This is a genomic window from Mucilaginibacter sp. 22184 (assembly GCF_052045695.1).
In the GTDB taxonomy this organism is placed as follows: Bacteria; Bacteroidota; Bacteroidia; order Sphingobacteriales; family Sphingobacteriaceae; genus Mucilaginibacter.
Genome location: NZ_JBQEPI010000010.1, coordinates 230078 through 255266, shown reverse-complemented (window position 1 = coordinate 255266; position 25189 = coordinate 230078). Strand labels below are relative to the sequence as shown.

Here is a 25189-nt window from a genome sequence, read left to right as displayed (position 1 = left end):
TTTATTTGGTATCTATTTTAACAAATGAAGGCGTACGACCATATCCCATCACATATTTCAAGTTAAGATCCAGAACCTTGTCATCTGAAAACGATTCATATATTTTTCTTATCCTGTCGTCTGTTGAGGTAATATACTTTTCTCCATTAATAATAAAAGTTAAACCCGCATCACTTTGATGGTGCTTGTTCAGATACGTTTTGTATCCTGTTGAAAGCCGGCTTAACTTTTTTTGATATTGCTTAATGGCATAATTCCGGGTAACGGCAATTAAGGTAATTTTGCTTTTTAATGGATCTATAGTCGGTTTTTTATCATATTTTGAACTTAAAATACGGTTTCCCAGGTGAGCTATCTCCATTTTATTTGATCGCCTGCCATCTAAAAGATACTCTGTGATATCTTTTTCACCGGGGGATGATTCCGCTGCAGATCTGCCAGTAACGTGGCCTTCTTTCATGGTGATCAGCATAGCGCCGTTTTTTCCTTTTTTCCCAAATACGGCCACTGCTTCAGTTGCCTTCAGCACTTTAAACTGAATAATATTATCGGTATTTAAGCTGTCTAATATACCAGTGTAGGCCCTGCCATTAACCGTAATGTATGATCTGTTGCTGTCGATAGCGGCGCTGCACATGATCATCTTCTTTTTGGGGCCATCAACATAAAATGTATCCCGTTTTTGCGCGAAGGCACCTGTACAAGCCAGTATGAAAATTATATATAAGAGGCTCTTCATCATCAATCTTTTAATTTATTAATCTCATTCGGATCGATGGTTTTATACCGGCGATATACATTCAGGATAATAGCCAGTGCTACCGCCGTAGTGGCTGCGGCCAGCACAATGGCAAACAGGGCGAATATTTGTCCGCTGTTATTTACTTTATCATATTTACCAAAGGCCACCAGGTTTAAAATGGCAGCGTTCAGGATCAATTCGATGCCTATTAGTATCTGGATGGCGTTGCGTTTGGATACCACCATGTACAGACCTATACAAAACAATGCAACGCTTACTACCAGGAAATCGGTGAGTGTGATCATGCTTTGCCCTCCTTTCGTGATAAATGGGCTGCCCCTACCAAAGCCACCAGTAACAAGATCGATATAGCCTCGAAGGGCAACAGATAACGGGTCATCAGATTTACACCGATATTATCGATCATGATATCCGTAGGAGTGACCTCATTTTTTAAGCTGATCGCATCTTTAACCCATGGCAGGTTATTAACATCCGCTTTAAACACCACATTAACCAGCACAATAAAAAACAATACTGCTAAAATTATGGCAGGCAGCTTTTTTATGTTCAGGAATTTTCCTTCCTGCTTTTGTAGTACGTTGAGGGTTTCTTTGCCCGAAAGCATAAAGGCAAACAGGATGAGCACCAATATGCCACCCACGTATATCACCACCTGGGTTACGGCCACAAAATCGGCCAGGGCCAGTACATATAAGCCTGCAAGCGAAAACAGGGTCACAAAAAATACAAATATACTGCGCACCAGGTTTTTGCTCGATGCCGCGTACAATGCCGAAACTATGGCTATAAAACTTAGGAAATAAAAGAGTACGCGTACAAGGGTCATGCTTCCCCCTCCTTTTTTTGCATGGCAGCCAGTTTGGCTGCCTGCTTTTCGGCTTGTTGCTGATCAAACAAAGCTCGTTTTTCGGCAGCAACTTCGGGCGACATGTCTGAAAACTGATAAGTAAGGTCGCTTAGCTGGAATACCGTTTTATCATACTGATTGGTCATTACGATGCATTCCGTTGGGCACACGATGGTACACAGACCGCAATACATGCATTTGGCCATATCAATATCAAACTTAGCAGCGTACAAGCGTTTGGTAGTACCATCAGATGTTTGCCCGATGGCTTCCGTCGCTTTGATCGATTCGATATCGATACAATTCACCGGACATACTTTGGCGCACAGATCGCATACAATACAATCATCCATCTCCACATCGAGCTGATAACGGCCCACTTCGGGTACGGGCAGCTGTTGCTTAGGGTATTGAATAGTATTGGTACCCTCCAGTTGTTTAAAGTAATTATCGTCACTTACGGTTGTGATCTTTCTGTCGGCATTAGAGGCAAAAAGATGTTTTATGGTAAGACTTAAACCTTTCCATGCCGTAGTAAAACCGTTAATTAACCTTTTAAACATCGACCGTTGATTTGTATAATTACGTTGATTCCGCTGATTTTTATTCTTTTATCTGAACCTTGATTTTTAGGATTCAGGGATTACCTTGATTTCTTTTCTTATTTATTTTTTATCTTATTTCTTGATTCTTATCTCTTGCCTCTCTCCATTTACATTAACCATAGCCTCCACACACCCGATATCAGCATACAGGCAAAAGCCAGTGGCGTAAGCACCTTCCAGCAAAGGTTCATCAGCTGATCTACCCGGAAACGGGGCAGTGTCCACCTGATCCACATCTGTACGGCTACCAGCCCAAGGGTTTTCAGGCTTACCCACAAAATACCCCAGGCCATACCTGTTGTCCAAGTAGCCAGATGCGCCGGTCCTATGTTCGGCAAAGGCGTATTCCAGGCGCCCAGGAACAAGATAACCCCAATCATAGATACCAGGAACATCATCGAATACTCGGCCAAAAACACCAGGGCAAACCTGATGCCTGTAAACTCGGTATGGAAACCGGCTACCAGTTCTGATTCTGCCTCAGGGATATCAAAAGGTGCACGGTTACTTTCGGCCAGTGAAGCTATAAAATAGATTACAAAGGCGATAATGAGATGTGGAGCACGGAATATGTTCCAGCTAAACAGACCACCTATTTTCGTAACATCCCAAAAGCCTAAGAATTTTATTTTTTCGCCCGCCAGAATGCCCTGTTGCATAGCTACATCCTGCAGATTGAGGGTTTGCGCTATCATCACTACGGCTATAATGGCAAAACCTGCAGGTATCTCATACGAGATGATCTGCGCGGCGGAGCGCATAGCGCCCAAAATAGAATATTTATTGTTTGATCCCCAGCCTGCCATCAGAATGCCCAGAGTTTCTACCGAGATAATGGCAAATATGTAATAGATACCCAGGTTTATTTTGGAGGGGACAAGTCCCGGCGCCCAGGGCAGGGCGGCAAAGCCCATATAAACCGCAATAAAAATTACCGCGGGCGCCAGCATGAACAACCATTTATCGGCCGCCGCCGGGATGATGAGCTCCTTTTGGATCATCTTTAATATATCGGCCAGGGTTTGGAGCGAGCCAAACTTACCGGTTTCTGTTGGGCCAAGCCTGTCTTGTATAAATGCCGATATTTTGCGCTCGGCATAAACACCAAACAGCGCGAAAACGGCCGAAAAGCTAAACAACCCAATAGCTACAATAAAATATATCAGATAAGTATTCAAGGGGTCTATTTTGCTTAAACCGCAAACTTACTAAATGTTATACTATTTTAGGGAGGTAAGTTATATTAAGTTGGTGGGGATTATGGGGTAGTGAGTAGTCAGTTGGGAGTGGTGAGTGATCAAAGTTGAGTAATGATTGCAACAACACCTCTGATCGGGTGTCCTTATAATAATACTGCAGCAAATCATCACTCACAACTGACCACTCCCAACTCACTACTTAGCACTTCACCAGATCATTGGCAGATATAAAGGTCGACTTTACCGGGGCCGAGAAAAACAGTGAAGCGTGATGATCAAAATCGGCAGTATCATCTGTTGTGGTGAAAAAGTCCCTGGTTCCGCCGCGGCTTAAATTTGTTTCTATTTCGGGATGGCGCAGCAGGTAATCAACCAGGCTTTTGGCCACAATATCGCCCTGGCCAATCACTTTAACATGCGCGGGTAAATTGGCTTCTATTTTTTGCTGGATGATAGGATAATGTGTGCAGGCCAATAAAATGGTATCTATCTGCGATGACTGCGCCATGATCTGATCGAGGTATAATTTCACAAAGTAATCAGCTCCAGGCTGGTCGTACTCACCGTTTTCGATCAACGGAACCCAAAGCGGGCAGGCTTGCTGGTAAACCTTAATGTCAGGAAAAAAACGCTGGATCTCCAAAAGATATGAGCCCGATTGCACCGTGCCCTTTGTACCTAATACGCCAATTTCTTTGGTGCTGCTAAAGTCGCCCACCACCTCGGCAGTTGGGCGTATCACGCCGAGCACCCTCTTTGTAGGATCAACTGTTTTAAGATCCTGCTGCTGAATGGTACGCAGAGCTTTGGCCGATGCAGTATTGCAGGCCAGTATAACCAACGGACAACCCTGGTCAAAAAGCCACTGTACACACTCCCAGGTGTACTGATGAATGGTGTTGAATGAGCGGTTGCCATAAGGCGCCCGGGCGTTATCGCCCATGTATATATAGTCGTACTCCGGAAGCTTTTCAATAATTGATTTAAAAACGGTAAGGCCTCCAAAGCCCGAATCGAAAATACCTATAGGTTGACACATTCAATTAATGAATTAGTGATTTATTGAATTAGTGATTTATTTGTCAGAATCAGAATTTTAAAATGATCAGAATTATTTTGGAAACTCTAAAATTCTGATTCAGACATATACAAAAATAAAAAAAGCGCCGCGTAAATACGCGGCGCTTTTTTTTAAATGACTAATAGTTGATGCTTATTTTAATCCTAATTTCAATTTAACAGCAGCCATCAGGTCGTCAGCATCCGGAGATACCAATAAACTTACCTGTGAAGAATCCAATACATATGCGTATCCTTTTTCTTTGGCAACAGCGTTAACAGCAGCAGTAGCTTTATCAATTAATGGTTTACCCAACTCTTGTCTTTTTTGATCAACTTGTTGCTGAGCATTGTTTTGATAATCCTGCATGCGTTTTTGCATATCCTGTAATTCATTACCTTTTGCTGTACGTACTGCGTCAGTCATAGTACCCTGGTTTTTTTGAAACTCGGTACCTTTTGCAGTGTACTCATTATTCATGGTAGTAAGCTGATCAATAAATGTTTTTTGATAAGCCTGCATCTGAGTGGTCACAGTTTTAGTCTCAGGCATCATGTCAATTAATTGATTAAAATTAATGTGCCCGATCTTAGTCTGCGCATTGGCAAAGTTGCCCGCAAATAACATACCTACTGCAACTAAAGCAACTTTAAATAGTTTTTTCATTGTTCTTGTCCTGTGTTTAATAATAGTCTGTTTATTTATTCAAAAATTTATTTAGCAAATACTCCGGGTTTAAGCCCTAATTTAGTTACCACCTCATCGCTCCTGTTGTAGCGAGGATTGGCATACAGCATAATTACTTCGCTGTTTTTATCAAATATCATGTCCAGGTTATCGCCTTCGGCAATTGCTTGTACAGCTTTAGACACACGATCCTGGATTGGTTTAATCAAAGCGTTACTCTTTTGTGAAAGTTCACCATCGGGCCCGAATTTCTGACGCTGAAAATCCTTGGCGGCTTTTTCTTTATCAACAATTTCGGCCTCGCGGCGCTTTTTCATATCAGCCGTCATTAAAACCTGATCGGCCTGGTATGCTTTGTACAGGCGGTCAATTTCCTGAAAACGGCTGTCAACTTCTTTTTGCCATTGATCAGATAATGCTGCCAGCTGTTTTTGTGATGAGGCATACTCGGGCATATGTTTTAATATATACTCCGAATCAACGTAAGCAAACCGTTGCGCATAAGCTCCCGTAATTGCTGTTAACGTTAAAAACGCTATTAAAATTATCTTCTTCATATATCGCTGTGCAAATTAATTAAATCCGCCGGATAAACTCTGAGAAATTGTAAAATGGAATTGGCCTCTGTTTGCGTCAGGCTGACCTGGTATTTTATCAAATCCGTAACCATAATCTAATCCAAGCAAGCCAAATATAGGTAAAAATATTCTTGCTCCAACACCTACAGAACGCCTAACGTTAAACGGATTGAACTGGCTAAAGTTATTCCAAACGTTACCGCCTTCGGCAAAAGCCAGTAAGAATATAGTGGCCGACTGACTGGCAATTACCGGGTGACGCAGCTCCATAGTGTATTTGTTATAGATGGTGCTACCGGTATTGGTATTTTGATTTTCGGTTGAACCTTCAGGCACTATCGAGAAGTTTTGATAACCCCTTAAACCGATGATCTCGCTACCTTGTAAAAACTGATAGCTCTGCATACCGTCGCCACCCAGTTTAAAGCGCTCAAACGGCGATGGGCCTACATCCTTATTGTACATACCCAGGAAGCCAAATCTTACTTGTGACATCAATACGAATTTACCAACCAGTTTAGAGAACCATTGCGCATCATATTTAAATTTATAATACTCCACAAAATGGTAGCGTTCCTCTGGGGTTGCTATTTTGTAGTTGATATTATTAAATAACGAGTATGGAGGGGTAGCCTGTATAGTAAGCTTCATATTTGAACCCTGAGTTGGGAAAATAGGCGCATCGATAGAGTTACGACTTAATTCCTGGGTTAATTTGATGTTATATGAGGTACCGTTGGTAAATAAATAACCGGTATAGTTATCCAGATTATAGTGATCGACGTTTAACGAGTAGTTTAACTGGAAGTAGTTATCCGGCCATTTTAAACGTTTACCCAAAGTTACACCAATACCGTTGATACGCAGGTTATTGTATAACGGGCTCGATTTAGGATAATACTGCCCGGTTGAGCTACCTTGTGTATATGCCGATAAAGCGAAATAAATAGGTTTTTTACCACCTAACCACGGCTCCGAGAAAGTAAACGAGAAGTTTTGATAGGTACGTCCGCTTGATTGGCCACGTAAGCTCAACTTCTGACCGTCGCCTTTTGGCAATGGTTTATAAGCTTTAAGGTTAAAGATATTTCTTAACGAGAAGTTATTGAACGTTAAACCCAGGGTACCCACCAACTGGCCGCCACCAAAACCACCTGATAACTCGATCTGATCTGAAGGTTTTTCAACTACGTTGTAAACCAAATCAACTGTACCATCCTGCGGATTGATGTTAACTGGTTTCGGCTCTGTTTTTTGCTCATCAAAGTTACCCAGCTGACCAATTTCACGTGAGCTGCGGATCAATAACTCTTTGTTGAATTTTTGACCCGGCTTGGTTTGTATCTCGCGCATAACCACTTTATCGTTGGTTACATCGTTACCTTTTAAGCTAACACGATTGATGGTGTACTGCGGACCTTCATAAACACGGATGTCCAAATCAACGGTATCATTGTAAACTTTAACCTGTACCGGATCGGCAGTATAGGTTAAATAACCATCATTAAGATATAATGATGAAACGTCGTCGTTACTTGGGGTTGGACCTACAAGCCTTTTATTCAGCTCATCCTCGCTAAATACATCACCCTTTTTAACGTGCAGTATCCTGTTGAGTAACTCGGTAGAGTATTTGGCGTTACCAGACCATTTCACATTACCAAAGTAATATTTAGGGCCTTCATAAACTTTAATTTTTACGTTAACAGTGGTTGCATCATGGCTCCATACAGAGTCGCTCACGATCTCCGCATCACGGTAACCTTTTCCCTGCATTGATTCCACCAAGCTTTGTTTATCCTCTTCGTATTTATCCTGCTTGAATTTTTTAGAACCAAACAAGTTATACCATTTACGCTCCCTTGTTTTTTTCAAGAAGCCCTTCAGCTTTTTTGATGAAAATGCCTTGTTGCCTTCAAAAACAACCTGGTTTATTTTTACCTTGGTTTTCTTATCAATGGCTACATCCAATATTACGCTGTTGGCATCTCCCGGATCTTTACGCTGGGTAAGTTTTACGGTTGTATTCAGGAAACCCTTTTCGCCAAAATGTTTTTTGATGATGGCCGTAGTGGTATTTATTAAATTTTCATTAACGATTTTCCCGGTACGGTCATTCAGTTTTTTCTGTACATCTTCAATTTCACCTTTACGTATACCTGTGATATGCAAACGCGATAAACGCGGGCGCTCGGAAACGGCTATCTCCAGGTAAATGGTATCCATGTTTATTTTGGTAATGTTTAACTGTACATCATCAAATAAGCCCTGGGAATATAATGTTTTTATAACCTCGGCATTACGCTCGCCCGGCAGGTTGATACGATCGCCTTTGGTTAATTTTGAAAGCTGTATCAAAATATCCTTATCCAGATATTTAGCCCCACTAACAGAAATACCACCAATAATATAATCCCGGGGATTAAGATAACTTAAACTATCGGCCGGTATCGATTTGGTCAGTGTTGTTCTCGGAGCATTTGAAACCTGGGCAAACGCGGAGGTAACAAAAACAGAGAAAAGAATAGCAAAAAGAAATTTATACATTCGAATATTTTAGTGGGCTAAAATTAATTTATACAGTTGTTAAAAAGTGTTAAAAGAAAAAATTTAGTTAACCTGCTCACTTGTCATACCAAAACGGCGCTCGCGTTTTTGATAATCAAGTATCGCTTCGTACAAATCTTCCTTTCTAAAGTCGGGCCAAAACTTAGGTGTAAAATACAACTCAGCATAGGCAATTTGCCATAATAAATAATTACTTATACGGTATTCGCCGCTTGTTCTGATCAATAATTCAGGATCGGGCATATCGCCGGTAAAAAGGTTATCTTCAAAAACATCTTCGTTGATGTCAGCTATCTGCAATTCGCCTTTTTGTACCTTAATAGCTATATTTTTAGCTGCACGCACAATTTCACGCCTTGAGCTGTAGCTTAGCGCCAGCGTAAGTACTACCCCGGTATTTCCAGATGTTTTTTCCATAGCGGCCTTAAGTTCCCGGTTACATTTATCGGGTAACATATCCAGATCGCCTATGGCATTTAGTTTAATGTTATTTTTCATAAACCCGGCTATTTCTTTATGGATGGTACTAACCATTAATTCCATAATGGCCATAACCTCCAGCTTGGGCCGGTTCCAGTTTTCGGACGAAAATGTGTAGAGTGTGATGTATTTTATGCCTAATTTATCAGCGCCTTCAACAACATCCCTAACAGATGTTACCCCGTTATGATGGCCAAATACTCTTAATTTGCCTTTTTCTTTTGCCCAACGGCCATTGCCATCCATAATAATGGCAACATGTTTTGGTAGCCTTAACAAATCAATCTGATCCAAATATCCCATACTGTTCATTATCAAAAGCTACTTTGTGAATGCCTGCAAAAGACATACTGGTGTTTTAATTTTATCAATGCTGTAACCAAATAAAATATTTGTTCAACGCCAACTCCCAAAAATAGCGCCCGGCCATACTATTGTAAAAATTCAATTTGCCGGTTTTTTCAGGGTACAAAGGTAAAACTTACTTTGTATTTTTTTAGTATGCGGTAGGAAAAGAAAATGTTATTATCAATAATGCACCAAAATGATGCAAAAAGCACACAAATAACAGGTTATGTACAGATTTATTACACTTATTTAAAACTCAAATGAAGAGGCCAAACATCAAAAATCATCAAATGATCATGATGCCCGGCCTCTTAATCTGCTTATTTAAGGTCGTAAAAGGAAGGTTGTTAATAAATCCCTTTTTGTTTAAGCATATCCGTATCGTGTGGGTCAATATCTACAATGGCATAAGAAGGCACATTGGTAATCGTAAGCTCATCCAAAACATTAACCAGGTTGCTGTACACCGAATGATCAGAAGGTTTCACCAGTACGATCATGCTTTTACTCGTTTTGTTATATATCACTTTGGCTGTTTCAAACAACACTTTACGAATACCGTCCTTATTAAAGCCGGTAATAGCAGGGGCAATTAACGGCTTTTTCAGCTCGCCCTGATAATACATCAGTTGGTTGTTTTTTCCCAGGCATACGGTAAGGCTGCGACTGGCAGGCACAGCATCACCTGAGCCTACGGGCATGGCCAAATCCATCGCTTTGGGTTTTGCCAGGGTGGTGGTCATGATAAAAAAGGTGATCAGCAGGAATGCCAGATCAACCATAGCGGTAACGTCAACCCGAAGGTTCATTTTTTTTCGCCCACGTGCCTTGCCTGTTTTTGGTGTTGAAGGATTTAATTCGGCCATGATCTTAAAGTTTAAGGTTAAATAATAAATGCCAGCTATTCTGGACGTTTACCTTTAAACGAAAAATTTAATTTCATTATTATATTTTTAACAAAATTAAATTTTGTTAAAAATATAAATTACAGAATTATTAATAATAACAGCGTTGTGTAACGAAGGTGTAGGAAACAGTAAAGCCAAAAAAGAAATAAGTATCGCGCGGCTTAAAATCGCCACGTTGCGAGCCCATTGGGTTAAAGGGTTTGCCTACTTCTCCCGAACGGTCGGACAGAGCTCTTGACAGATTATTGGGCAGCTGACCAGGATTGGGGTAAACCTTGCTTACATCATCCAGATAATCGGTCAGGGTATACCGGTAACCCAGATCGCCGGCTACCGTCCATTTACCATTAAAGTTATATTTTAAACCTACACCATAAGGAATTACGATGGTACTTTTGCTATAGGGGGATGATTCCCCTTCGGTTCTTAAATTCCGCAAACCATATGATCTTCCCTGATAATCAGTACGCGGCGCAAAAGCGGTTAAACCAATACCCGAGTATATATATGGTGTATACTTATGCGGGCCTGCATCAGGAATATAGTTCAAGAAATTGAACTCCCCGATAATGCTTATCTCCTTCAAAGGGTCGTTGAAACTCAAATTACGATCCCTGAACTGCTGACTGCTCGATTTACTATCGTCGGCACTGATCTTACCGTAAATAAAATTCAACTTGGCTGCAAAGTAGCCGTCAAAATTACGCTTTACGAATAAACCGCCAGAAATACCGCTTACTTTGATAGGATTATTGGGATTAAGATCACCGATATAGCCTGCGCCGCCAAGAGCACCGCCAACTTCCCAGGTTTGAGCCCGCAGTTGATAGGATATCAATAAAAAAAATAGAAGTGTTACAAATTTGGGCATTAAGCAAATTTAGTAATTACGGGCATCTAAGCCCCATAATAATTTGTTTCTTAACGTGGTTAAGTAACTTTCATTATTTAAACGTACCAAATTTAGCTGAAAATCGGCTTTTTGAACGTGAAATTTAACAGTTTGATCTAATGCGGCCACCCGCGAATCGCATGATACCAGGTAGTTCGCGCTGCGGCTCTCCACTTCAAAACACAGTTTGCTGTTATCTGGTATAATGATAGGCCGCACGTTAAGGTTATGGGGCGACACCGGGGTTAGCACAATACTGTTTGACTGCGGAAAGATAATTGGGCCACCGCAGCTCAATGAATAAGCTGTTGACCCGGTTGATGTAGATATAATGATACCATCGCCCCAATAGGAGTTTAAAAACTCATCGTTCAAAAACACATGGGTGATGATCATAGCGGCATCGTCGCGCTTATGAATGGTTACATCATTGAGGGCGAAATTATCCTCACCAAAAATTTTCATGGTTGAATCGATGGTGAGCAGCTCCCGACAATCCAAAGAAAATTCTTTGTTTACCACTGCATGTATAGCCGCGGTGATATCATTTTTATTGATGCTGGCCAGAAAACCAAGCCTGCCAAAATTAATACCGATAACCGGGATACCAGAATCGCGTATCACGGTTACCATATCCAACAGGGTGCCATCGCCCCCAAGGGTTAAAAAAAGATCAATAAACCCTTTGATGGAATTGGTATTTTCAAGTACGTTATATTTTACGCTGTTTATTTTGTCCTGCAGATATTCGTGCAACTGGTGATGAACATATATATCGACATTATGCTGCGCCAGGTTATCAAATACCTGCTGAATATATGGTATTACAGACGGATCATTAAACGGTCTGCCGTAAACTGCTATCTTCATTTGTTAGTTTGGTTCATTAGTTGATTGGCTCATTAGTTCATTGGTCTTTTATAGTTGAAGCCTTACCAATAAACTTTAAATATGCATTTAATTTGATATGGATAATTTGAAGTTTCTCAAATAACACATTGAACTGATCATCATTTATAAGTTTTCTGTTTAAAGATTTTTTTAACCACCCTTTTGTTTCTAAAATTGATCCTCGGCTAAAAAAGCAAAAGTTTCTATTTTCCTTGTAATGGTACCGGCCATAACCTTCGGCTATATTAGCACTTATTGAATCAGCTGCACGTACAATTTGTTTTCCTATGGTATCCTTTGCAAAATAATCCCATTCACTTACTAACATCCAGATCTCATCGCTAAAACTTTCAGCTAACTGATATACTTCTAACTCTTCAAGATTATAATAACTCATGGATATTTATTATTGAACTATTTACCAATGAACAAATAAACCACTGAACAAGTGAGCCAATTATAAATTAAGGTAATTCATGAGTGAGTCGTACCGGTCTTTCGCGTTATCGTTGTTATCGGTATTGTTAAAAGTAGCTTTTACATCGTACTCATAACGCAAAAAGGTGGCTATTATAGCCGAAATATCCTGTTTATTTACTTTCAGGGTTACTTCCATCTTGGTAGAATCTGGAAAAGTTTGCACGTATGAACTGAGTATCTGGGCGTTGTCAGACTCTACGATCTGGGCCATGTGCGCCAGGGAATTATTTTTGTTACCAATCTCCAATACAATAATACCACCCGGCTCTGCTACAGAGGTTATCTTGGCAAAATATTCTGTAATAGCATTAATGGATATCAAACCAAGATAGTTTCGCTTGGCATCAAGCACCGGTATGGCGGTAAGCTGGCGCTCATAAAACATCCGTATCACATCATATACATGCTGATCTTCGAGCACATAGGGGTTTACCTGCGATAGAGCCAGCGCGCCAACAGCGGTCTGGTAATCGCTCTCCCCTACCAGGTCATCTTCGGCTACCAGGCCCAAAAACTGTTCTTCGTTCACGATTGGCAAATGCCTGAGGCGGAACTCTACCATGCGGTCAAGTACTTTCTGTATCGTATCAGAAGTGTGTACCGGCGGAATCGCGTCTGCCATCAGTTCAATTGCTACCATGATATTAAACTTTTAGTTTTTCCAAAAATCCAGTTAACAACCTGTTAAATTCCTTCGGATGCTCCATCATCGGTGCATGTCCGCATTTATCTATCCAATGTAATTCGGCATTGGGTAATAATTCACTAAACTCAACTGCAACATCGGGCGGAGTAATTTTATCATCTCTACCCCAAATTAATGATACCGGCAGATTCATTTTGTGCAGGTCCTTTTTCATGTTGTGCCGTATGGCCGATTTTGCCATGGCCAGCAACCTTACCACACAATGCCTGTCGTTCACTACCTTATATACGTCGTTAACCAGTTCATCGGTTGCCACAGCAGGGTCATAAAAAGTATATTGTACCTTTTCCCTTACAAAATCGATGCTTTCACGGCGGGGGAATGATCCACCAAACGCGTTTTCATACAGGCCCGAACTTCCGGTTAATACCATCGCTTTGATATTTTCCGGATGAGCCAGCACATAGATTAAAGCCACGTGCCCCCCAAGTGAATTACCCAGCAGGGTTATATTGTTCAGCTCTTTGAACTTTATAAACTTATGTAAAAACTTCGAAAGACTTTTTACACCCGTGGTTATAAGAGGCATATCATAAATTGGCAGCATAGGTAAAATAACACGATAATTTGGCCTGAACTCTTCTACAACCTCTTCCCAATTGCTCAGTGCGCCCATCAACCCATGTAATAACAACAATACCTCACCTTCGCCCTCATCTATATAACTAAACCCGTGTTCCTCTTTAAGCACGAAATCCATATAAAATTCTGATATTAATTTTTTTTAAACTTTTTATACCGAAATCAAATTCAGTATAAATTCTATTATTCCGCCATAAAATTAGTTTATTACGGACGAGTTACAACAATTATAATAATAAATTTCTAAGTCGTTAGTTTTAAGTCTTGAGTTCTGAGTCTTGAGTTTTAAGTCAGTAACATGCTTTTAGGTTCTATTTTTGAAACTCAGAACTCAACACTTAAACTTCTGACTTAAAACTACCCCAGCAATTGTCTTACTACTTCTGATATGGTTTTGCCGTCGGCTTTGCCTGCAAGTTCTTTATTGGCGGCTCCCATCACTTTACCCATATCGCTGGTTGAAGTTGCCCCCAACCGGCTAATCAGTTCCTGCAGATAACCTTCAATTTCAAAACGGGTCATTTGTTGAGGCAGATAAGGCTCAATCACCTTCATTTCTTCCATCTCTATCTCGTACAGGTCTTCACGATTTTGCGTTTTATAAATATCTGCCGATTCTTTACGTTGTTTGATCAATCTTTGAAGCACTTTGATCTCCGCTTCGGCTGTAAGTTCTTCTGCCGCTCCCTTTTCGGTTTTGGCTAGCAGCAAAGCTGATTTTATTGCACGGAGACCTCTTAAACGATCGGCCTGTTTGGCCAGCATAGCCAGCTTAATATCCTGGTCTATTTGATTTATTAATGACATTTTATAATTAGTGAATTATTGAGTTAGCGAATTAGTGATTTGTGAAAATAGCAATTATTATTGCATCATCTGCACATCTAATATTTGCACATCTGCACATCTATTTTCTGAATATATTACCTGCTGTAGCCTGCGCGGTTGGCATAATCACCAGGTCATTGATATTTACATGCGCCGGGCGCGATGCCACAAACCATATGGTTTCGGCAATATCATCGGCTGCAAGCGGTTCAAAGCCTTCATATACTTTTTTCGCTCTGTCTTTATCCCCCTTAAACCGTACTTCCGAAAATTCCGTTTCCACCGCTCCCGGATGTACCGCTGTAACTTTTATACCATGCGGCAACAGATCAATACGCATACCTTTATTTAGGGCATCAACTGCGTGTTTAGTAGCACAATACACATTACCATTGGCGTATACTTCTTTGCCGGCAATAGAACCCAGGTTAATAATATGCCCAAAGCCATTACCAATCATCCAGTTGGATACCACACGGCTTACATAAAGCAGCCCCTTCACATTGGTATCAATCATGGTATCCCAATCATCATAGCTGCCATTTTGTATTGGGTCAAGACCCTGGCTCAAACCGGCATTATTCACTAATATATTAACCTTTTTCCATTCGGCAGGTAAACCTTCCAGGTTTTCTATCACATGCTCCCGGTTGCGTACATCAAATGACGATACGGCAACCTCAACATTATATTTATCATTTAAATGGTGGGCAATCTTTTCCAGGCGGTCAAGCCGGCGGCCGGTTAATATCAAATTATAGCCTTCGCGGGCAAATACATGGGCACAAGCCTCGCCAATACCGGCGGTGGCTCCTGTGATTAAAGCAATTTTAGTCATGGTATGTAGATAACTATTGCGGCGAAATTATGTTTTTTACTTTAAACTATTGTCGGGCAGGGGTAATGAAGTTTGGTTAGCAAAACTTGCTAAATAAATTTGTCATGCTGAACAACGTGAAGCATCTGTTAAGCGATTGATACATCGAAGAAGATCCTTCACTCCGTTCAGGATGACAAAAAATCTAAAATTTGAATACTATTCAAAAAACAGGCTGAACATAATGGTATGCAGCGATAATTTGCTGATAGGTGCCGAGAAGGGCTGATTCTCCGGAACCAGCATATTACCAAAGGAATTGGATATTTTAATTTCGGGCGAAAGTTTAAAAAATTCAAAGTAGATATCGCAACCCAGGCCAGCTTCATATGAGCCATAACCACTCACATTTTTAACCAGCTTATCCATCAGATCGAGATTAGCATCATTCTTTTTTGCCGCGATAGAGTGTGAATATTTAACCCCACCCAGCATATAGGCCCTGAAATTACCTAACCTGTCTGATTTTAGTTTGAACGATAACGGAGCATCAACAGTGGTTGACTGCACTTTTTTGGTTACATCCGGGTTTTGTGTATTATTTTCATAAGTATAAGTTAAATCCCGGTCGGCAAAAACCAATGAAGGAGTAAAACGAACTTCCAAATGATCAGTTAAACTATAACGGGTAACAAAGCCAACCGCAAAGCCGGGCGTACTTTTAGAACTAATACTGCTTAGATGACTGGTAAGTGGCTGTCCGTTTTCGGGATTGGTAAAAGGAGTGCTCCAGTTTGGCTTCTTAACGATCTTAAAATCGCTGCTTACATAGGTAAAGCTAAAGCCAAAGCTAAAATCCTGCAAATCGGCGCCACCGCCCCATGCCGGTACCCTATCCTGTGCAAACAATAAATTGCTGCACAGCATCAGTATCAATACAATCAGGTACCTTTTTAAACTCATTTTTATTTAATGCCTGTATATATAGAACATATGCCAAATAATAATGGCCGGTGTTTGGTGTTTTTAAAACCTACCTTATCCATGAGGCTAACAAAACTTTTCCCATCCGGAAAAGCCGCTACCGACTCTGGCAGGTAAGAGTAAGCTCTTGCATCCTTACTGAACAACTTGCCAATACCCGGTGTAATATAGTTGAAATAAAAATTATACAACTGTTTTACCGGGAATGCACGTGGCTTTGAAAACTCCAGCACTACCGCTTTGCCACCGGGTCTTAATACTCTTTGTATATCGGCCAGGCCTTTTTCCAGGTTTTCAAAATTACGAACGCCATAAGCCACAGTAACGGCGTCAAATTCATCGGCCTCAAATGGCAGCTTTTCAGAATCGCCCAGTTTTACTTCAAACTTATCGCTAAGGTTGCGTTTCTGTATCTTCTGTTCGGCAATATCCAGCATTCCGCGTGAAATATCAACACCAATTATTTTTTCTGGCCGAAGCGTTTTCAGGGCCTCAAACGCGAAATCGCCGGTACCGGTAGCTACATCCAGTATCAAACGGGGTTTATCGTTTTTTAGTTCGTTGATTGCTTTTTTACGCCAGATGATATCGATCCCCAATGACATGAAATGATTGAGGAAATCATAGGTTTTAGATATATTGTTGAACATATCGGCCACCTGTTCTTTTTTGGTGGCCTGCTGATCATGGTAGGGAGTTATGGTTTTGCTCATTTGTATAATGGAGGCAAAGATAGTGATTGTTGACGGTTCATTGGCTCATTTGTTCATTTGTTCATGGGTGATAGTTCATGGATCATGGTTCATAGTAAGAAAGAAATAATTCAAAATACAATAATTAACATGAGGCTACCATGAACTATCATCCATGAATTATAGGCTACAACTATGATTCATGAACTATAAACTATGAACCTTCAACTATGAACTATCAATTCAATTCATTACTTTTAAAAGCCAATTATGACCAATCATGGTGAACGGGTTATTCTTCTCAAAAGGATAATCCAGGTTCATTAGTTCTCTTTTAAATTAATTATTGTTATAAAATTCATTTCCTGATCTATGAAAGAAAAACAAGAATCGTCGCGTCGCAGCTTTATTAAAAAATTAGCCACTACCACAGCCGCCGTAGCTGCGGGTACCAGTATTTTTGCCGCTGAGCATGAGCTAAAACCTTTTTCTATACTGAAAAGGCCCTTAGGGCACAGCTTTAACGACCAAATCAACATCGCGTTGATAGGAGCCGGTGGGATGGGTACGCAGGATGCTATTGTGGCCCTGCAAATCCCGGGGGTAAAACTGGTAGCTGTTTGCGACCTTTATGATGGCCGGCTTAAAGATGCAAAAACCCGCTGGGGCGCCGATATTTTCACTACAAAAGTTTATAAAGAGATCCTGAACCGCAAAGATATCGACGCGGTAATTGTTGGTACGCCCGATCATTGGCACCAGCAAATATCCGTTGATGCGATGCACGCGGGCAAACACGTGTACTGCGAAAAACCGATGGTACATGGTATTAGCGAAGGCCCTGCCGTAATCAAAGCTCAAAAAGAAACCGGGAAGATTTTCCAGGTGGGCAGCCAGGGCGTATCATCACTGGGTAACGAGAAAGCGCACGAACTGTTAAAAAGCGGTGCTATTGGTGAGCTCAACTATGCCGAAGGGTTCTGGGCCCGCCGCGAACCGTTGGAGGTTTGGCAATATCCTATTCCGGACGATGCATCGGCCCAAACGGTGGATTGGGAAACCTACATCAGCAATACCAAGAAACGCGATTACGATTCCAAACGCTTTTTCCGCTGGCGCAACTACACCGACTATGGCACAGGCATGGCCGGCGATTTATTTGTACACCTGTTCTCCAGCCTCCATTTTATAACAGATTCTGTAGGTCCAAATAAAATATACGCCTCAGGCGGTTTGCGTTTCTGGAATGATGGCCGCGAAGTTCCGGATGTATTACTGGGCACTTTTGATTACGGTAAATCGGCAGCTCACCCTGCCTTTAACCTTTCCTTGCGTTGTAATTTTGTGGATGGTACCAGTGGTACTACCTACCTGAAACTTGTAGGCAGCGAAGGCTCCATGGATATTACCTGGGATAAAGTAACGCTGAAACGTAACAAGACCTTTGGCTCCGACGATCCGTTTTATCTGGACAAACTCAAAAAAGCGGGCAGCGGTTATGCCGAACGCAAAAAGATGGTACCACCCGAAGAGATTGTTTATGATGCCGAAAAGGGATATAAAGGAGGCCCGTACGACCATATGAATAACTTTTTCAACGCCATTCGTAACAATGGTAAAGTAACCGAGGATGCCATTTTTGGCTATCGCGCCGCGGCCCCTGCCCTGCTGTGCAACGACAGCTATTACAACAACAGCCCAATGTTCTGGGACCCTGAAAAAATGCAGTTAATTAAAAAATAGTTAGTTGATGGTTCATAGATCATGGTTCATGGCTAAATCTCAATTTAACTATGATCTATGAACCATCAACTATGAACATAACAACACCAAATAAACATGAAACAACATATTAAAAAACTTGGTTTGATATTGGCTGCGGCTGGTTTGGTTTGTGTACATACTTCTGCTATTACAGCAAAAGATCCAAAGCATGTAAAAAGAGTTGCCCCCAAAGGTGGTTGGGTAAGTTTGTTTGATGGCAAAAGCCTCAAAGGCTGGCATGGTTTTAATAAAAAAGGCCCTGTAAAAAACTGGACCATTGTTGATGGTGCACTCGTATGTTTGGGTGCTGCACAGGGTGATACCGGCGGTGATATTGTTACCGATAAAAGCTACGCCAATTTTGAGCTCTCCTGGAAATGGAAAATTGACAAGGGCAGCAATAGCGGCGTATTATACCACGTGGTTGAAGATCCTAAATTTGACGCCACCTATGTAACCGGTCCAGAATACCAGATCATTGACGATAACGGCTGGCCCGAGAAACTGGAAGACTGGCAAAAAACAGGCTGCGATTATGCCATGCACCTGCCTAACGATAAAAAGAAGATCATGCCCGTAGGCGAATGGAACACCAGCAAAATCGTCTTCAACAAAGGTCATGTAGAACACTGGTTAAATGGTGCCAAAATTTTAGAATTTACCGCCTGGGATGCCGATTGGCAAAAGAAAAAAGCCGAAGGTAAATGGAAAGATCACCCTGATTACGGCAATGCCAAAACCGGCCTGATAGCCTTGCAGGACCATGGTCACAAAGCTTATTTTAAAGATATTAAGATAAGGGAGCTATAACACGATCAGGGATTAGTAAGATTTACAGGATCCTAACTAAAAAAGAGGCTGTTCCCGATTCAAGGAACAGCCTCTTTTTTGGTTGAAGTGGGATATGCTAATTAAATTAAAATCCTGAAATCCCTAATCATCCTTTAATCGTGTTTAGTAGTCCCTCTATATCCAACCTGCTGGTATACATACCCAGATTGCCGTGCTCATCCACGGGCCATTGTTCTTTTGGTCTGTCCCAGTACAATTCTACACCATTCTGATCAGGATCATTCAAATATATGGCTTCCGATACACCGTGGTCTGATGCTCCGGTGATGTGGTATTTGGCATCGATCAGGCGTTGCAGTGCTACGGCCAGATCTTTCCGTTCGGGGTACAAAATTGCGGTATGGTATAAGCCTGGCGCATACTCGGGAGCTGGCGGTGCGCCTTTACTTTGCCAGGTATTCAGGCCTATGTGATGATGATAGCCACCAGCTGATATAAAAGCAGCCTGATCGCCATAAGCAGCCATTTTTTCAAAACCCAGCAAGCCACAATAAAAATCAAGCGAACGCTGCAGATCGCTCACCTTTAAATGTACATGGCCTATACGTGTTTGGGCAGGAATTTTATAATCGTTCATTAATTTACGTGTTTAAACATCAAATTTAATTATTATTGCGTTCATAATTGTTGAGCTATTGTAAAACAAGCTGATCGGGTAGATATAACACAAACCTAATCAACTTTAATGCCCATGAACGCGCAATTAAAAATAATTACCTTTGCAGCATGATTGTTAAATCGGCCGAATTTATTTGCAGCAACACCCAAATCTCCAAACTGCCACCACCGGTAAAGCCCGAGTATGCCTTTATCGGACGCTCAAACGTGGGCAAGTCATCGCTGATCAATATGCTCACGGCAAAAAAAGGGTTGGCAAAAACATCGCAAACACCAGGAAAAACCCAGCTCATTAACCATTTCTATATCAACGAGAGCTGGTATATTGTGGATTTACCGGGCTATGGTTATGCCAGAGCCTCCAAAACCGAAAAAGCCAAATGGGATAAGTTTATCCATACCTACCTGGATAAGCGCGAAAGCCTTCAATGCGTTATGGTGCTGATAGACAGCAGACTGGAGCCGCAAAAGATCGATCTGGAGTTTTGTAACTGGCTTGGCGAAAAAGGCTTATCATTTGTGTTGGTATTCACCAAAGCTGATAAACAGTCAAGCATCAAAACCGATCAAAGCATCGCCAAATTTAAAAAAGCCCTGTTGGCTACTTTTGAGGAAGCGCCGCAATATTTTGTAACCTCTTCAGAAACCCAATTGGGCCGCGAGGAGATTCTGGCTTTTATTGATACGATTAATAAGGAATTTGTAATACCGCCTTACCAGGGCCCCGGCCAGGAGTAAGAAGCTGGCTCCCCTCTTGAGAGGGGGCGCGAAAGACAGTGTGATGGCAGGGGTGTGTTATCCAATAGAAAAGAAATATACATGCCACGTAAAATTATTCCATACAATCCTAAATTAAAGGAATTGGCCCGAAAGCTCAGGAATGATAGTACATTAGGTGAAATACTTCTTTGGAATGAATTAAAGAACAAACACCATGGCTATGATTTCCATCGTCAAAAACCATTATTAAATTATATTGTAGATTTTTATTGTTACGAATTAAATTTGGTGATTGAAGTTGATGGACATTATCATAATCACAAAGAAAAAGCAGAGACTGATAATATCAGAGACCAGGAACTCGCTAAGTATGATCTAACAGTGGTACGTTTTAGCGAGAATGAAGTACGAAAAGATATGCTTAACGTTTTGAGAACGCTTGAGAGATATGTTGTAGAACACACCCCTTACCCTTCTCAAGAGGGGAGCATAGAATAAAAAAACATATTGTAGAACACACCCCTTACCCCTCTCAAGAGGGGAGCATATTTAAGACATGAAAAAATATCTTTCATTAGTAACATTTGCACATACCATTTTTGCTATGCCCTTTGCCTTCATAGGCTTCTTTTTGGCAGTTACCACTACGCAAAACCATTTTGACTGGCGTAAGTTGGTGTTGATGATATTGTGCATGGTATTTGCGCGCAACTCGGCAATGGCCTTTAACCGCTACCTGGACAGGGATATCGACGCACAAAACCCGCGTACAAAACAACGCGATATTCCGGCGGGGCGCATCAGTGCCCCGGCGGCTTTAACTTTTACGTTGGTTAACTGCGCCTTATTTATCGTGGCTACCTGGTTTATCAATCCGCTGTGTTTTTACCTGTCGCCGGTGGCTTTGTTTGTGGTGATGGGTTATAGCGCTACCAAACGTTTTACAGCGCTTTGTCATTTGGTGTTGGGCTTGGGTTTATCCCTCGCACCCATTGGTGCTTACCTGGTGGTAACCGGGGCCTTTGCTTTAACGCCATTGTTCTTCTCGCTTTCGGTTTTGTGCTGGGTAAGCGGCTTTGATATTATTTATGCCCTGCAGGATGAAGATTTTGATCGCAGTCTTAAATTACACTCTATCCCGGCATACCTGGGTAAAGTAAACGCTTTAAGATTATCCACCTTTTTACATGTGCTTTCGGCTGCATTTATTATCATGCCTGTGCTTTTTACACATGTAGGCTTTCTGTATTATATAGGTATCGTATTCTTTTGTGCTATGCTTATTTACCAGCACTTGCTGGTTAAACCAAATGATCTGAGCCGGGTAAATTTTGCCTTCATGACCACCAATGGTATAGCCAGCGTAGTATTTGCCGCATTATTTCTGTTAGATAGAGTATGGATACATTAACCGCGCTAAACCAGTTCAGGGAGCATATCCAAACGTTCGTCCCGCTTACGGATACGGAGTGGCAGGTTATAGTGCCCTACCTGGAAGTAAGCGTGCTTAAGAAAAAGAAGAATTTTGCCGAGCCCGGCAAAGTATGTAACCAGATTGGTCTGGTGGTAAAAGGATCGGTACGCTTTTTTCATGTGAAGGATGGCGAAGAGATCACCGGTTACTTTTGTTTCGAAAACGAATTCATCAGCTCATACAAAAGTTTTTTAACCCGCCAGCCGGCCATTAACTATATTCAGGCCCTGGAAGACAGCATATTAGTTACGCTTAACTATAACAACACACAACAACTTTATGCTGATGATTTGGTAGGCCACAAAATGGAACGCATCTACAGGCTCGTTGCAGAGCATTACCTCATCTGCTATGAAGACCGCGTAACTTCATTCATCACCCAAAGTCCCGAAGAACGTTATAACAAACTACTGGAAACCGGCGGCGAAGTTCTACAACGTATCCCTCAGCATTATGTGGCCAATTTTTTGGGCATAACCCCTGTTTCGCTTTCCCGCATCCGCAGGCGGATCATGAAGATAAGCGCTTGATAAAAGCCTCACCTAAATCCTCTCCAAAGGAGAGGACTTTATTAGCATATTAATTTCCAACTTTATTTAGCTCCCTCTCCTTTGGAGAGGGCTGGGGTGAGGCACCAAATTCTTATCTTAAGTTAACGTTTTGATTTACAAAGCCCGGCTACCTTTGTTATATACAAAACGAGAAAACATATGCATACTATATTAGGAGCCGGCGGCCCAGTGGCCAACGCCCTCACCCAGGAATTAATCAACAATAATGATACTGTACGTTTGGTAAGTCGTAAACCCGTACAAATAAACGCAGCCAACGTAACCTGGCAAAAAGCCGATCTGTTAAATTACGACGAAATATTACAAGCATCCCAAGGATCAACAGTCATATACCTGTGCGCGGGCCTGGTTTATGATAAAGAGGTATGGCGGCAGCAATGGCCTGTAATTATTCAAAATGTGATCAACGTAGCCAAAGCAACCGGGGCACGACTGATATTTTTTGATAACGTTTACAGCTATGGCCTTGTTAACGGTGCCATGACCGAAGATACCCCTTACCATCCCAGCAGTGTTAAAGGCCAGATACGTGTAGATGTTGCCAACACTCTAATGGACGAAGTTAAAGCAGGTAACATCAGGGCCAGTATCGCCCGCGGGGCTGATTTTTACGGCACCGACTCCCTGAATGCCTTTTTTGACCAGATGGTGCTGAAACGTCTTTCTGAAAAATTGAGCGCGCAATGGATTGGCAAAGCCAAAACGTTACACAGCTTTACCTATATTCCTGATGCCGGTAAAGCGATGTTCCTGCTGGGGCAACATCCCGAAAGCGATAACCAGGTGTGGCATATACCAACCGCGCCCGCTATAACCGGGCAGCAGTTTATTGAACTTGCCGCACGTATTTACAAAATGAAACCCAGCTTTTTCGCAGTTAATAAATTTTTATTGTGGTGCTATGGTCTTTTTAACAAAACGGTTATGGGTACGGTAGAGATGTACTACCAATATGATCATGACTACATTTTTGACTCCAGCAAATTTGAAAAAGCTTTCAACTTTAAAACCACCAGTTATGAGGATGGTATCAAACACATGTCTGAAACATTGTATAAGGCATCAGTTTAAATACCAATAGTAATAGCCGGTGAGTAAATCGGGCAAATCAATAATATCACAAAAAGAGGGGTGTCACCCTGAGCGCCGTCGAAGGGTAGTGCGTAGAGGCCTGCCCACCATGCTTCGACTGTGCTCAGCATGACACCCTCCTTATGATGTGGATTTAGAGCCAATGTGCTACATTCAGCAATATTACCTTGCGATAACAATAAATGTAATAATTGCAGCTAATTTCAACCATTATAATTTCAACCTTAATAGTATGAAAACCATTTTAGCTGCAACCAATTATACCGATCTGGCCGAAAATGCCGTTACCTGGGCCGCAGGCATTGCCCGCTTAAACAATTATAAATTAATCCTGTTGAATGATTTCACAATCTCCGTACATGTGGAAAACGCGCGTCTTTCAGCCGCTCATGTGGAAGAAATGATAGAAGCCAACAGGCTGCTCCTCGAGTCGAAAGCATTATTACTGGCCGACGAATATGGTATCGAAACAGTGGCCCGGGCTACATTCTCTTTTATAGATAATGCCATTAAAGAAGTAGTTACCGAATATCAGCCCGAGATGATTGTGATGGGCATGGAGGAAAAATCGTTGGAGCAGGAGCTTTTGGGAAATACCACTACATCAATCATCAAAAAACTGCGTTCGCCTGTATTGGCAGTTCCGGCTAATGCAAAGTTCAGCGTTCCTAAAAAAGTGCTTTTTGCCTGCGATGTATTGAACGGGGTTTCTGAAGAAATACTGGCCCGGGTTAAAGAAGTTGCCCTGGTGACCAAGGCCGAGATCGAAATATTGCTGATCAATCAAACCGTAGAAGAATTGCAGGAAGCAGGTGGAGACGCGACCTCATTAAATCGCATCGACGACGGATTAGAAGGCATTGATTACTATTATAAAAACGTTAAATCCGACTCTATTATTGATGGCATCGCCAACGAGATCAAGCGATTCGGCGCCGACCTGCTGATCATGGTTCCAGAGCAACACGGCTTCTGGGGCTCCATGGTGCACCGCAGCAAAACACGCATCATGGCCTCGGGCTTAAATATTCCGCTATTTTCAATTCCAGCTTAAAAAAGGGAAAGGCCAAAAGTCGGAAAAGTCCGGAAGAATGAAAATCTGGAAGTTTTGTACTATCTTAATTTCAGACTTTGGGGTCTTTCGGACTTCCAGACTAATCTGCATATTTGCACATAAGC

Annotated in this window: 29 protein-coding genes; 8 read left to right on the top strand and 21 right to left on the bottom strand. The window is 41.6% G+C overall.

Translation table 11 applies throughout. The features are described from left to right. Position 1 precedes the first annotated feature (1 nt). From ACTJKG_RS22520 to ubiE, 20 genes are all read right to left on the bottom strand, one after another. Positions 2-742, bottom strand: coding sequence for a hypothetical protein (locus tag ACTJKG_RS22520; protein ID WP_172336337.1), 741 nt, complete (start codon positions 740-742; stop codon positions 2-4). Next, positions 742-1047: an NADH-quinone oxidoreductase subunit NuoK gene (nuoK, locus tag ACTJKG_RS22515; protein WP_216650607.1), complete on the bottom strand. Its 306-nt coding sequence runs from the start codon at positions 1045-1047 to the stop codon at positions 742-744. Before nuoK ends, ACTJKG_RS22520 begins: the two co-directional genes overlap by 1 nt. Next, entirely contained in the window at positions 1044-1592 is a 549-nt protein-coding gene (locus ACTJKG_RS22510; protein ID WP_440740459.1) for an NADH-quinone oxidoreductase subunit J family protein, read from the bottom strand. The genes nuoK and ACTJKG_RS22510 overlap by 4 nt, the downstream gene beginning before the upstream one ends. Continuing rightward, the gene (locus ACTJKG_RS22505; protein WP_172336339.1) at positions 1589-2176 is read right to left on the bottom strand and encodes a NuoI/complex I 23 kDa subunit family protein; all 588 of its coding nucleotides are present in this window, start codon (positions 2174-2176) and stop codon (positions 1589-1591) included. Before ACTJKG_RS22505 ends, ACTJKG_RS22510 begins: the two co-directional genes overlap by 4 nt. Positions 2177-2325: 149 nt before the next feature. After that, positions 2326-3396 (bottom strand): NADH-quinone oxidoreductase subunit NuoH, encoded by a 1071-nt coding sequence (nuoH, locus tag ACTJKG_RS22500; protein WP_172336340.1) that lies wholly within the window; start codon positions 3394-3396, stop codon positions 2326-2328. Between the two features lie 220 nt (positions 3397-3616). Beyond that, on the bottom strand, positions 3617-4456 hold the full coding sequence (murI, locus tag ACTJKG_RS22495; protein ID WP_172336341.1) for a glutamate racemase: 840 nt from the start codon (positions 4454-4456) through the stop codon (positions 3617-3619). 174 nt (positions 4457-4630) lie between these two features. Then, positions 4631-5143: an OmpH family outer membrane protein gene (locus ACTJKG_RS22490; RefSeq protein WP_172336342.1), complete on the bottom strand. Its 513-nt coding sequence runs from the start codon at positions 5141-5143 to the stop codon at positions 4631-4633. Between the two features lie 47 nt (positions 5144-5190). Next, the gene (locus ACTJKG_RS22485; protein WP_172336343.1) at positions 5191-5721 is read right to left on the bottom strand and encodes an OmpH family outer membrane protein; all 531 of its coding nucleotides are present in this window, start codon (positions 5719-5721) and stop codon (positions 5191-5193) included. Between the two features lie 15 nt (positions 5722-5736). Continuing rightward, on the bottom strand, positions 5737-8289 hold the full coding sequence (bamA, locus tag ACTJKG_RS22480; protein ID WP_172336344.1) for an outer membrane protein assembly factor BamA: 2553 nt from the start codon (positions 8287-8289) through the stop codon (positions 5737-5739). Positions 8290-8352: 63 nt separating this feature from the next. Next, positions 8353-9093, bottom strand: coding sequence for an isoprenyl transferase (locus tag ACTJKG_RS22475; protein WP_172336345.1), 741 nt, complete (start codon positions 9091-9093; stop codon positions 8353-8355). 392 nt (positions 9094-9485) lie between these two features. Beyond that, positions 9486-10004 (bottom strand): ExbD/TolR family protein, encoded by a 519-nt coding sequence (locus ACTJKG_RS22470; protein WP_440740458.1) that lies wholly within the window; start codon positions 10002-10004, stop codon positions 9486-9488. 130 nt (positions 10005-10134) lie between these two features. After that, positions 10135-10917 carry a DUF6089 family protein gene (locus ACTJKG_RS22465; RefSeq protein WP_440740457.1) on the bottom strand — a complete coding sequence of 261 codons (783 nt, stop codon included), beginning with the start codon at positions 10915-10917 and terminating at the stop codon, positions 10135-10137. Positions 10918-10926: 9 nt separating this feature from the next. Next, positions 10927-11808, bottom strand: a complete 882-nt coding sequence (locus ACTJKG_RS22460) for an NAD kinase (protein WP_172336348.1) — start codon at positions 11806-11808, stop codon at positions 10927-10929. 37 nt (positions 11809-11845) lie between these two features. Beyond that, on the bottom strand, positions 11846-12226 hold the full coding sequence (locus ACTJKG_RS22455; RefSeq protein ID WP_172336349.1) for a four helix bundle protein: 381 nt from the start codon (positions 12224-12226) through the stop codon (positions 11846-11848). 60 nt (positions 12227-12286) lie between these two features. Then, complete coding sequence (locus tag ACTJKG_RS22450; RefSeq protein WP_172336350.1) at positions 12287-12949, bottom strand: CBS domain-containing protein; 663 nt, start codon at positions 12947-12949, stop codon at positions 12287-12289. Between the two features lie 4 nt (positions 12950-12953). Continuing rightward, positions 12954-13715 (bottom strand): alpha/beta fold hydrolase, encoded by a 762-nt coding sequence (locus tag ACTJKG_RS22445; protein WP_172336351.1) that lies wholly within the window; start codon positions 13713-13715, stop codon positions 12954-12956. A gap of 239 nt (positions 13716-13954) precedes the next feature. Continuing rightward, positions 13955-14404: a GatB/YqeY domain-containing protein gene (locus ACTJKG_RS22440; protein WP_166089923.1), complete on the bottom strand. Its 450-nt coding sequence runs from the start codon at positions 14402-14404 to the stop codon at positions 13955-13957. A 100-nt stretch (positions 14405-14504) separates the two neighbouring features. Then, the gene (locus tag ACTJKG_RS22435) at positions 14505-15263 is read right to left on the bottom strand and encodes an SDR family oxidoreductase (RefSeq protein WP_172336352.1); all 759 of its coding nucleotides are present in this window, start codon (positions 15261-15263) and stop codon (positions 14505-14507) included. Between the two features lie 198 nt (positions 15264-15461). Further along, complete coding sequence (locus tag ACTJKG_RS22430) at positions 15462-16205, bottom strand: outer membrane beta-barrel protein (protein WP_172336353.1); 744 nt, start codon at positions 16203-16205, stop codon at positions 15462-15464. 2 nt (positions 16206-16207) lie between these two features. Beyond that, complete coding sequence (gene ubiE / locus ACTJKG_RS22425; RefSeq protein ID WP_172336354.1) at positions 16208-16939, bottom strand: bifunctional demethylmenaquinone methyltransferase/2-methoxy-6-polyprenyl-1,4-benzoquinol methylase UbiE; 732 nt, start codon at positions 16937-16939, stop codon at positions 16208-16210. Positions 16940-17290: 351 nt separating this feature from the next. Here ubiE and ACTJKG_RS22420 point away from each other — a divergent pair, with 351 nt between their 5' ends. Together ACTJKG_RS22420 and ACTJKG_RS22415 are read left to right on the top strand one after the other, a co-directional pair. After that, positions 17291-18661 carry a Gfo/Idh/MocA family protein gene (locus ACTJKG_RS22420; RefSeq protein ID WP_172336355.1) on the top strand — a complete coding sequence of 457 codons (1371 nt, stop codon included), beginning with the start codon at positions 17291-17293 and terminating at the stop codon, positions 18659-18661. A 96-nt stretch (positions 18662-18757) separates the two neighbouring features. After that, positions 18758-19492 carry a 3-keto-disaccharide hydrolase gene (locus ACTJKG_RS22415; protein WP_172336356.1) on the top strand — a complete coding sequence of 245 codons (735 nt, stop codon included), beginning with the start codon at positions 18758-18760 and terminating at the stop codon, positions 19490-19492. 127 nt (positions 19493-19619) lie between these two features. On the opposite strand, the gene ACTJKG_RS22410 is transcribed toward ACTJKG_RS22415, so the two are convergent. Then, complete coding sequence (locus tag ACTJKG_RS22410) at positions 19620-20111, bottom strand: VOC family protein (protein WP_172336357.1); 492 nt, start codon at positions 20109-20111, stop codon at positions 19620-19622. A 149-nt stretch (positions 20112-20260) separates the two neighbouring features. On the opposite strand from ACTJKG_RS22410, the gene yihA reads away from it, so the two are divergent. From yihA to ACTJKG_RS22380, 6 genes are all read left to right on the top strand, one after another. After that, positions 20261-20890: a ribosome biogenesis GTP-binding protein YihA/YsxC gene (gene yihA, locus ACTJKG_RS22405; RefSeq protein ID WP_172336358.1), complete on the top strand. Its 630-nt coding sequence runs from the start codon at positions 20261-20263 to the stop codon at positions 20888-20890. 81 nt (positions 20891-20971) lie between these two features. Then, entirely contained in the window at positions 20972-21370 is a 399-nt protein-coding gene (locus ACTJKG_RS22400) for an endonuclease domain-containing protein (RefSeq protein ID WP_172336359.1), read from the top strand. 58 nt (positions 21371-21428) lie between these two features. Beyond that, positions 21429-22283, top strand: coding sequence for a UbiA-like polyprenyltransferase (locus ACTJKG_RS22395; RefSeq protein ID WP_172336360.1), 855 nt, complete (start codon positions 21429-21431; stop codon positions 22281-22283). After that, positions 22271-22876 (top strand): Crp/Fnr family transcriptional regulator, encoded by a 606-nt coding sequence (locus tag ACTJKG_RS22390; protein WP_440740456.1) that lies wholly within the window; start codon positions 22271-22273, stop codon positions 22874-22876. Before ACTJKG_RS22395 ends, ACTJKG_RS22390 begins: the two co-directional genes overlap by 13 nt. A 180-nt stretch (positions 22877-23056) precedes the next feature. Continuing rightward, positions 23057-23989, top strand: coding sequence for an NAD-dependent epimerase/dehydratase family protein (locus tag ACTJKG_RS22385; protein ID WP_440740455.1), 933 nt, complete (start codon positions 23057-23059; stop codon positions 23987-23989). Positions 23990-24242: 253 nt separating this feature from the next. Then, positions 24243-25064: a universal stress protein gene (locus ACTJKG_RS22380; protein WP_440740454.1), complete on the top strand. Its 822-nt coding sequence runs from the start codon at positions 24243-24245 to the stop codon at positions 25062-25064. Positions 25065-25189: the final 125 nt, after the last annotated feature.

What these genes read in the sequence shown, in the direction of transcription:
- ACTJKG_RS22520 (WP_172336337.1), bottom strand. Translation starts at nt 742, where the DNA reads ATGATGAAGAGCCTCTTATATATAATTTTCATACTGGCTTGTACAGGT.
- nuoK (WP_216650607.1), bottom strand. Translation starts at nt 1,047, where the DNA reads ATGATCACACTCACCGATTTCCTGGTAGTAAGCGTTGCATTGTTTTGT.
- ACTJKG_RS22510 (WP_440740459.1), bottom strand. Translation starts at nt 1,592, where the DNA reads ATGACCCTTGTACGCGTACTCTTTTATTTCCTAAGTTTTATAGCCATA.
- ACTJKG_RS22505 (WP_172336339.1), bottom strand. Translation starts at nt 2,176, where the DNA reads ATGTTTAAAAGGTTAATTAACGGTTTTACTACGGCATGGAAAGGTTTA.
- murI (WP_172336341.1), bottom strand. Translation starts at nt 4,456, where the DNA reads ATGTGTCAACCTATAGGTATTTTCGATTCGGGCTTTGGAGGCCTTACC.
- ACTJKG_RS22490 (WP_172336342.1), bottom strand. Translation starts at nt 5,143, where the DNA reads ATGAAAAAACTATTTAAAGTTGCTTTAGTTGCAGTAGGTATGTTATTT.
- ACTJKG_RS22485 (WP_172336343.1), bottom strand. Translation starts at nt 5,721, where the DNA reads ATGAAGAAGATAATTTTAATAGCGTTTTTAACGTTAACAGCAATTACG.
- bamA (WP_172336344.1), bottom strand. Translation starts at nt 8,289, where the DNA reads ATGTATAAATTTCTTTTTGCTATTCTTTTCTCTGTTTTTGTTACCTCC.
- ACTJKG_RS22475 (WP_172336345.1), bottom strand. Translation starts at nt 9,093, where the DNA reads ATGGGATATTTGGATCAGATTGATTTGTTAAGGCTACCAAAACATGTT.
- ACTJKG_RS22470 (WP_440740458.1), bottom strand. Translation starts at nt 10,004, where the DNA reads ATGGCCGAATTAAATCCTTCAACACCAAAAACAGGCAAGGCACGTGGG.
- ACTJKG_RS22465 (WP_440740457.1), bottom strand. Translation starts at nt 10,917, where the DNA reads ATGCCCAAATTTGTAACACTTCTATTTTTTTTATTGATATCCTATCAA.
- ACTJKG_RS22460 (WP_172336348.1), bottom strand. Translation starts at nt 11,808, where the DNA reads ATGAAGATAGCAGTTTACGGCAGACCGTTTAATGATCCGTCTGTAATA.
- ACTJKG_RS22455 (WP_172336349.1), bottom strand. Translation starts at nt 12,226, where the DNA reads ATGAGTTATTATAATCTTGAAGAGTTAGAAGTATATCAGTTAGCTGAA.
- ACTJKG_RS22450 (WP_172336350.1), bottom strand. Translation starts at nt 12,949, where the DNA reads ATGGTAGCAATTGAACTGATGGCAGACGCGATTCCGCCGGTACACACT.
- ACTJKG_RS22445 (WP_172336351.1), bottom strand. Translation starts at nt 13,715, where the DNA reads ATGGATTTCGTGCTTAAAGAGGAACACGGGTTTAGTTATATAGATGAG.
- ACTJKG_RS22440 (WP_166089923.1), bottom strand. Translation starts at nt 14,404, where the DNA reads ATGTCATTAATAAATCAAATAGACCAGGATATTAAGCTGGCTATGCTG.
- ACTJKG_RS22435 (WP_172336352.1), bottom strand. Translation starts at nt 15,263, where the DNA reads ATGACTAAAATTGCTTTAATCACAGGAGCCACCGCCGGTATTGGCGAG.
- ACTJKG_RS22430 (WP_172336353.1), bottom strand. Translation starts at nt 16,205, where the DNA reads ATGAGTTTAAAAAGGTACCTGATTGTATTGATACTGATGCTGTGCAGC.
- ubiE (WP_172336354.1), bottom strand. Translation starts at nt 16,939, where the DNA reads ATGAGCAAAACCATAACTCCCTACCATGATCAGCAGGCCACCAAAAAA.
- ACTJKG_RS22420 (WP_172336355.1), top strand. Translation starts at nt 17,291, where the DNA reads ATGAAAGAAAAACAAGAATCGTCGCGTCGCAGCTTTATTAAAAAATTA.
- ACTJKG_RS22415 (WP_172336356.1), top strand. Translation starts at nt 18,758, where the DNA reads ATGAAACAACATATTAAAAAACTTGGTTTGATATTGGCTGCGGCTGGT.
- ACTJKG_RS22410 (WP_172336357.1), bottom strand. Translation starts at nt 20,111, where the DNA reads ATGAACGATTATAAAATTCCTGCCCAAACACGTATAGGCCATGTACAT.
- yihA (WP_172336358.1), top strand. Translation starts at nt 20,261, where the DNA reads ATGATTGTTAAATCGGCCGAATTTATTTGCAGCAACACCCAAATCTCC.
- ACTJKG_RS22400 (WP_172336359.1), top strand. Translation starts at nt 20,972, where the DNA reads ATGCCACGTAAAATTATTCCATACAATCCTAAATTAAAGGAATTGGCC.
- ACTJKG_RS22395 (WP_172336360.1), top strand. Translation starts at nt 21,429, where the DNA reads ATGAAAAAATATCTTTCATTAGTAACATTTGCACATACCATTTTTGCT.
- ACTJKG_RS22390 (WP_440740456.1), top strand. Translation starts at nt 22,271, where the DNA reads ATGGATACATTAACCGCGCTAAACCAGTTCAGGGAGCATATCCAAACG.
- ACTJKG_RS22385 (WP_440740455.1), top strand. Translation starts at nt 23,057, where the DNA reads ATGCATACTATATTAGGAGCCGGCGGCCCAGTGGCCAACGCCCTCACC.
- ACTJKG_RS22380 (WP_440740454.1), top strand. Translation starts at nt 24,243, where the DNA reads ATGAAAACCATTTTAGCTGCAACCAATTATACCGATCTGGCCGAAAAT.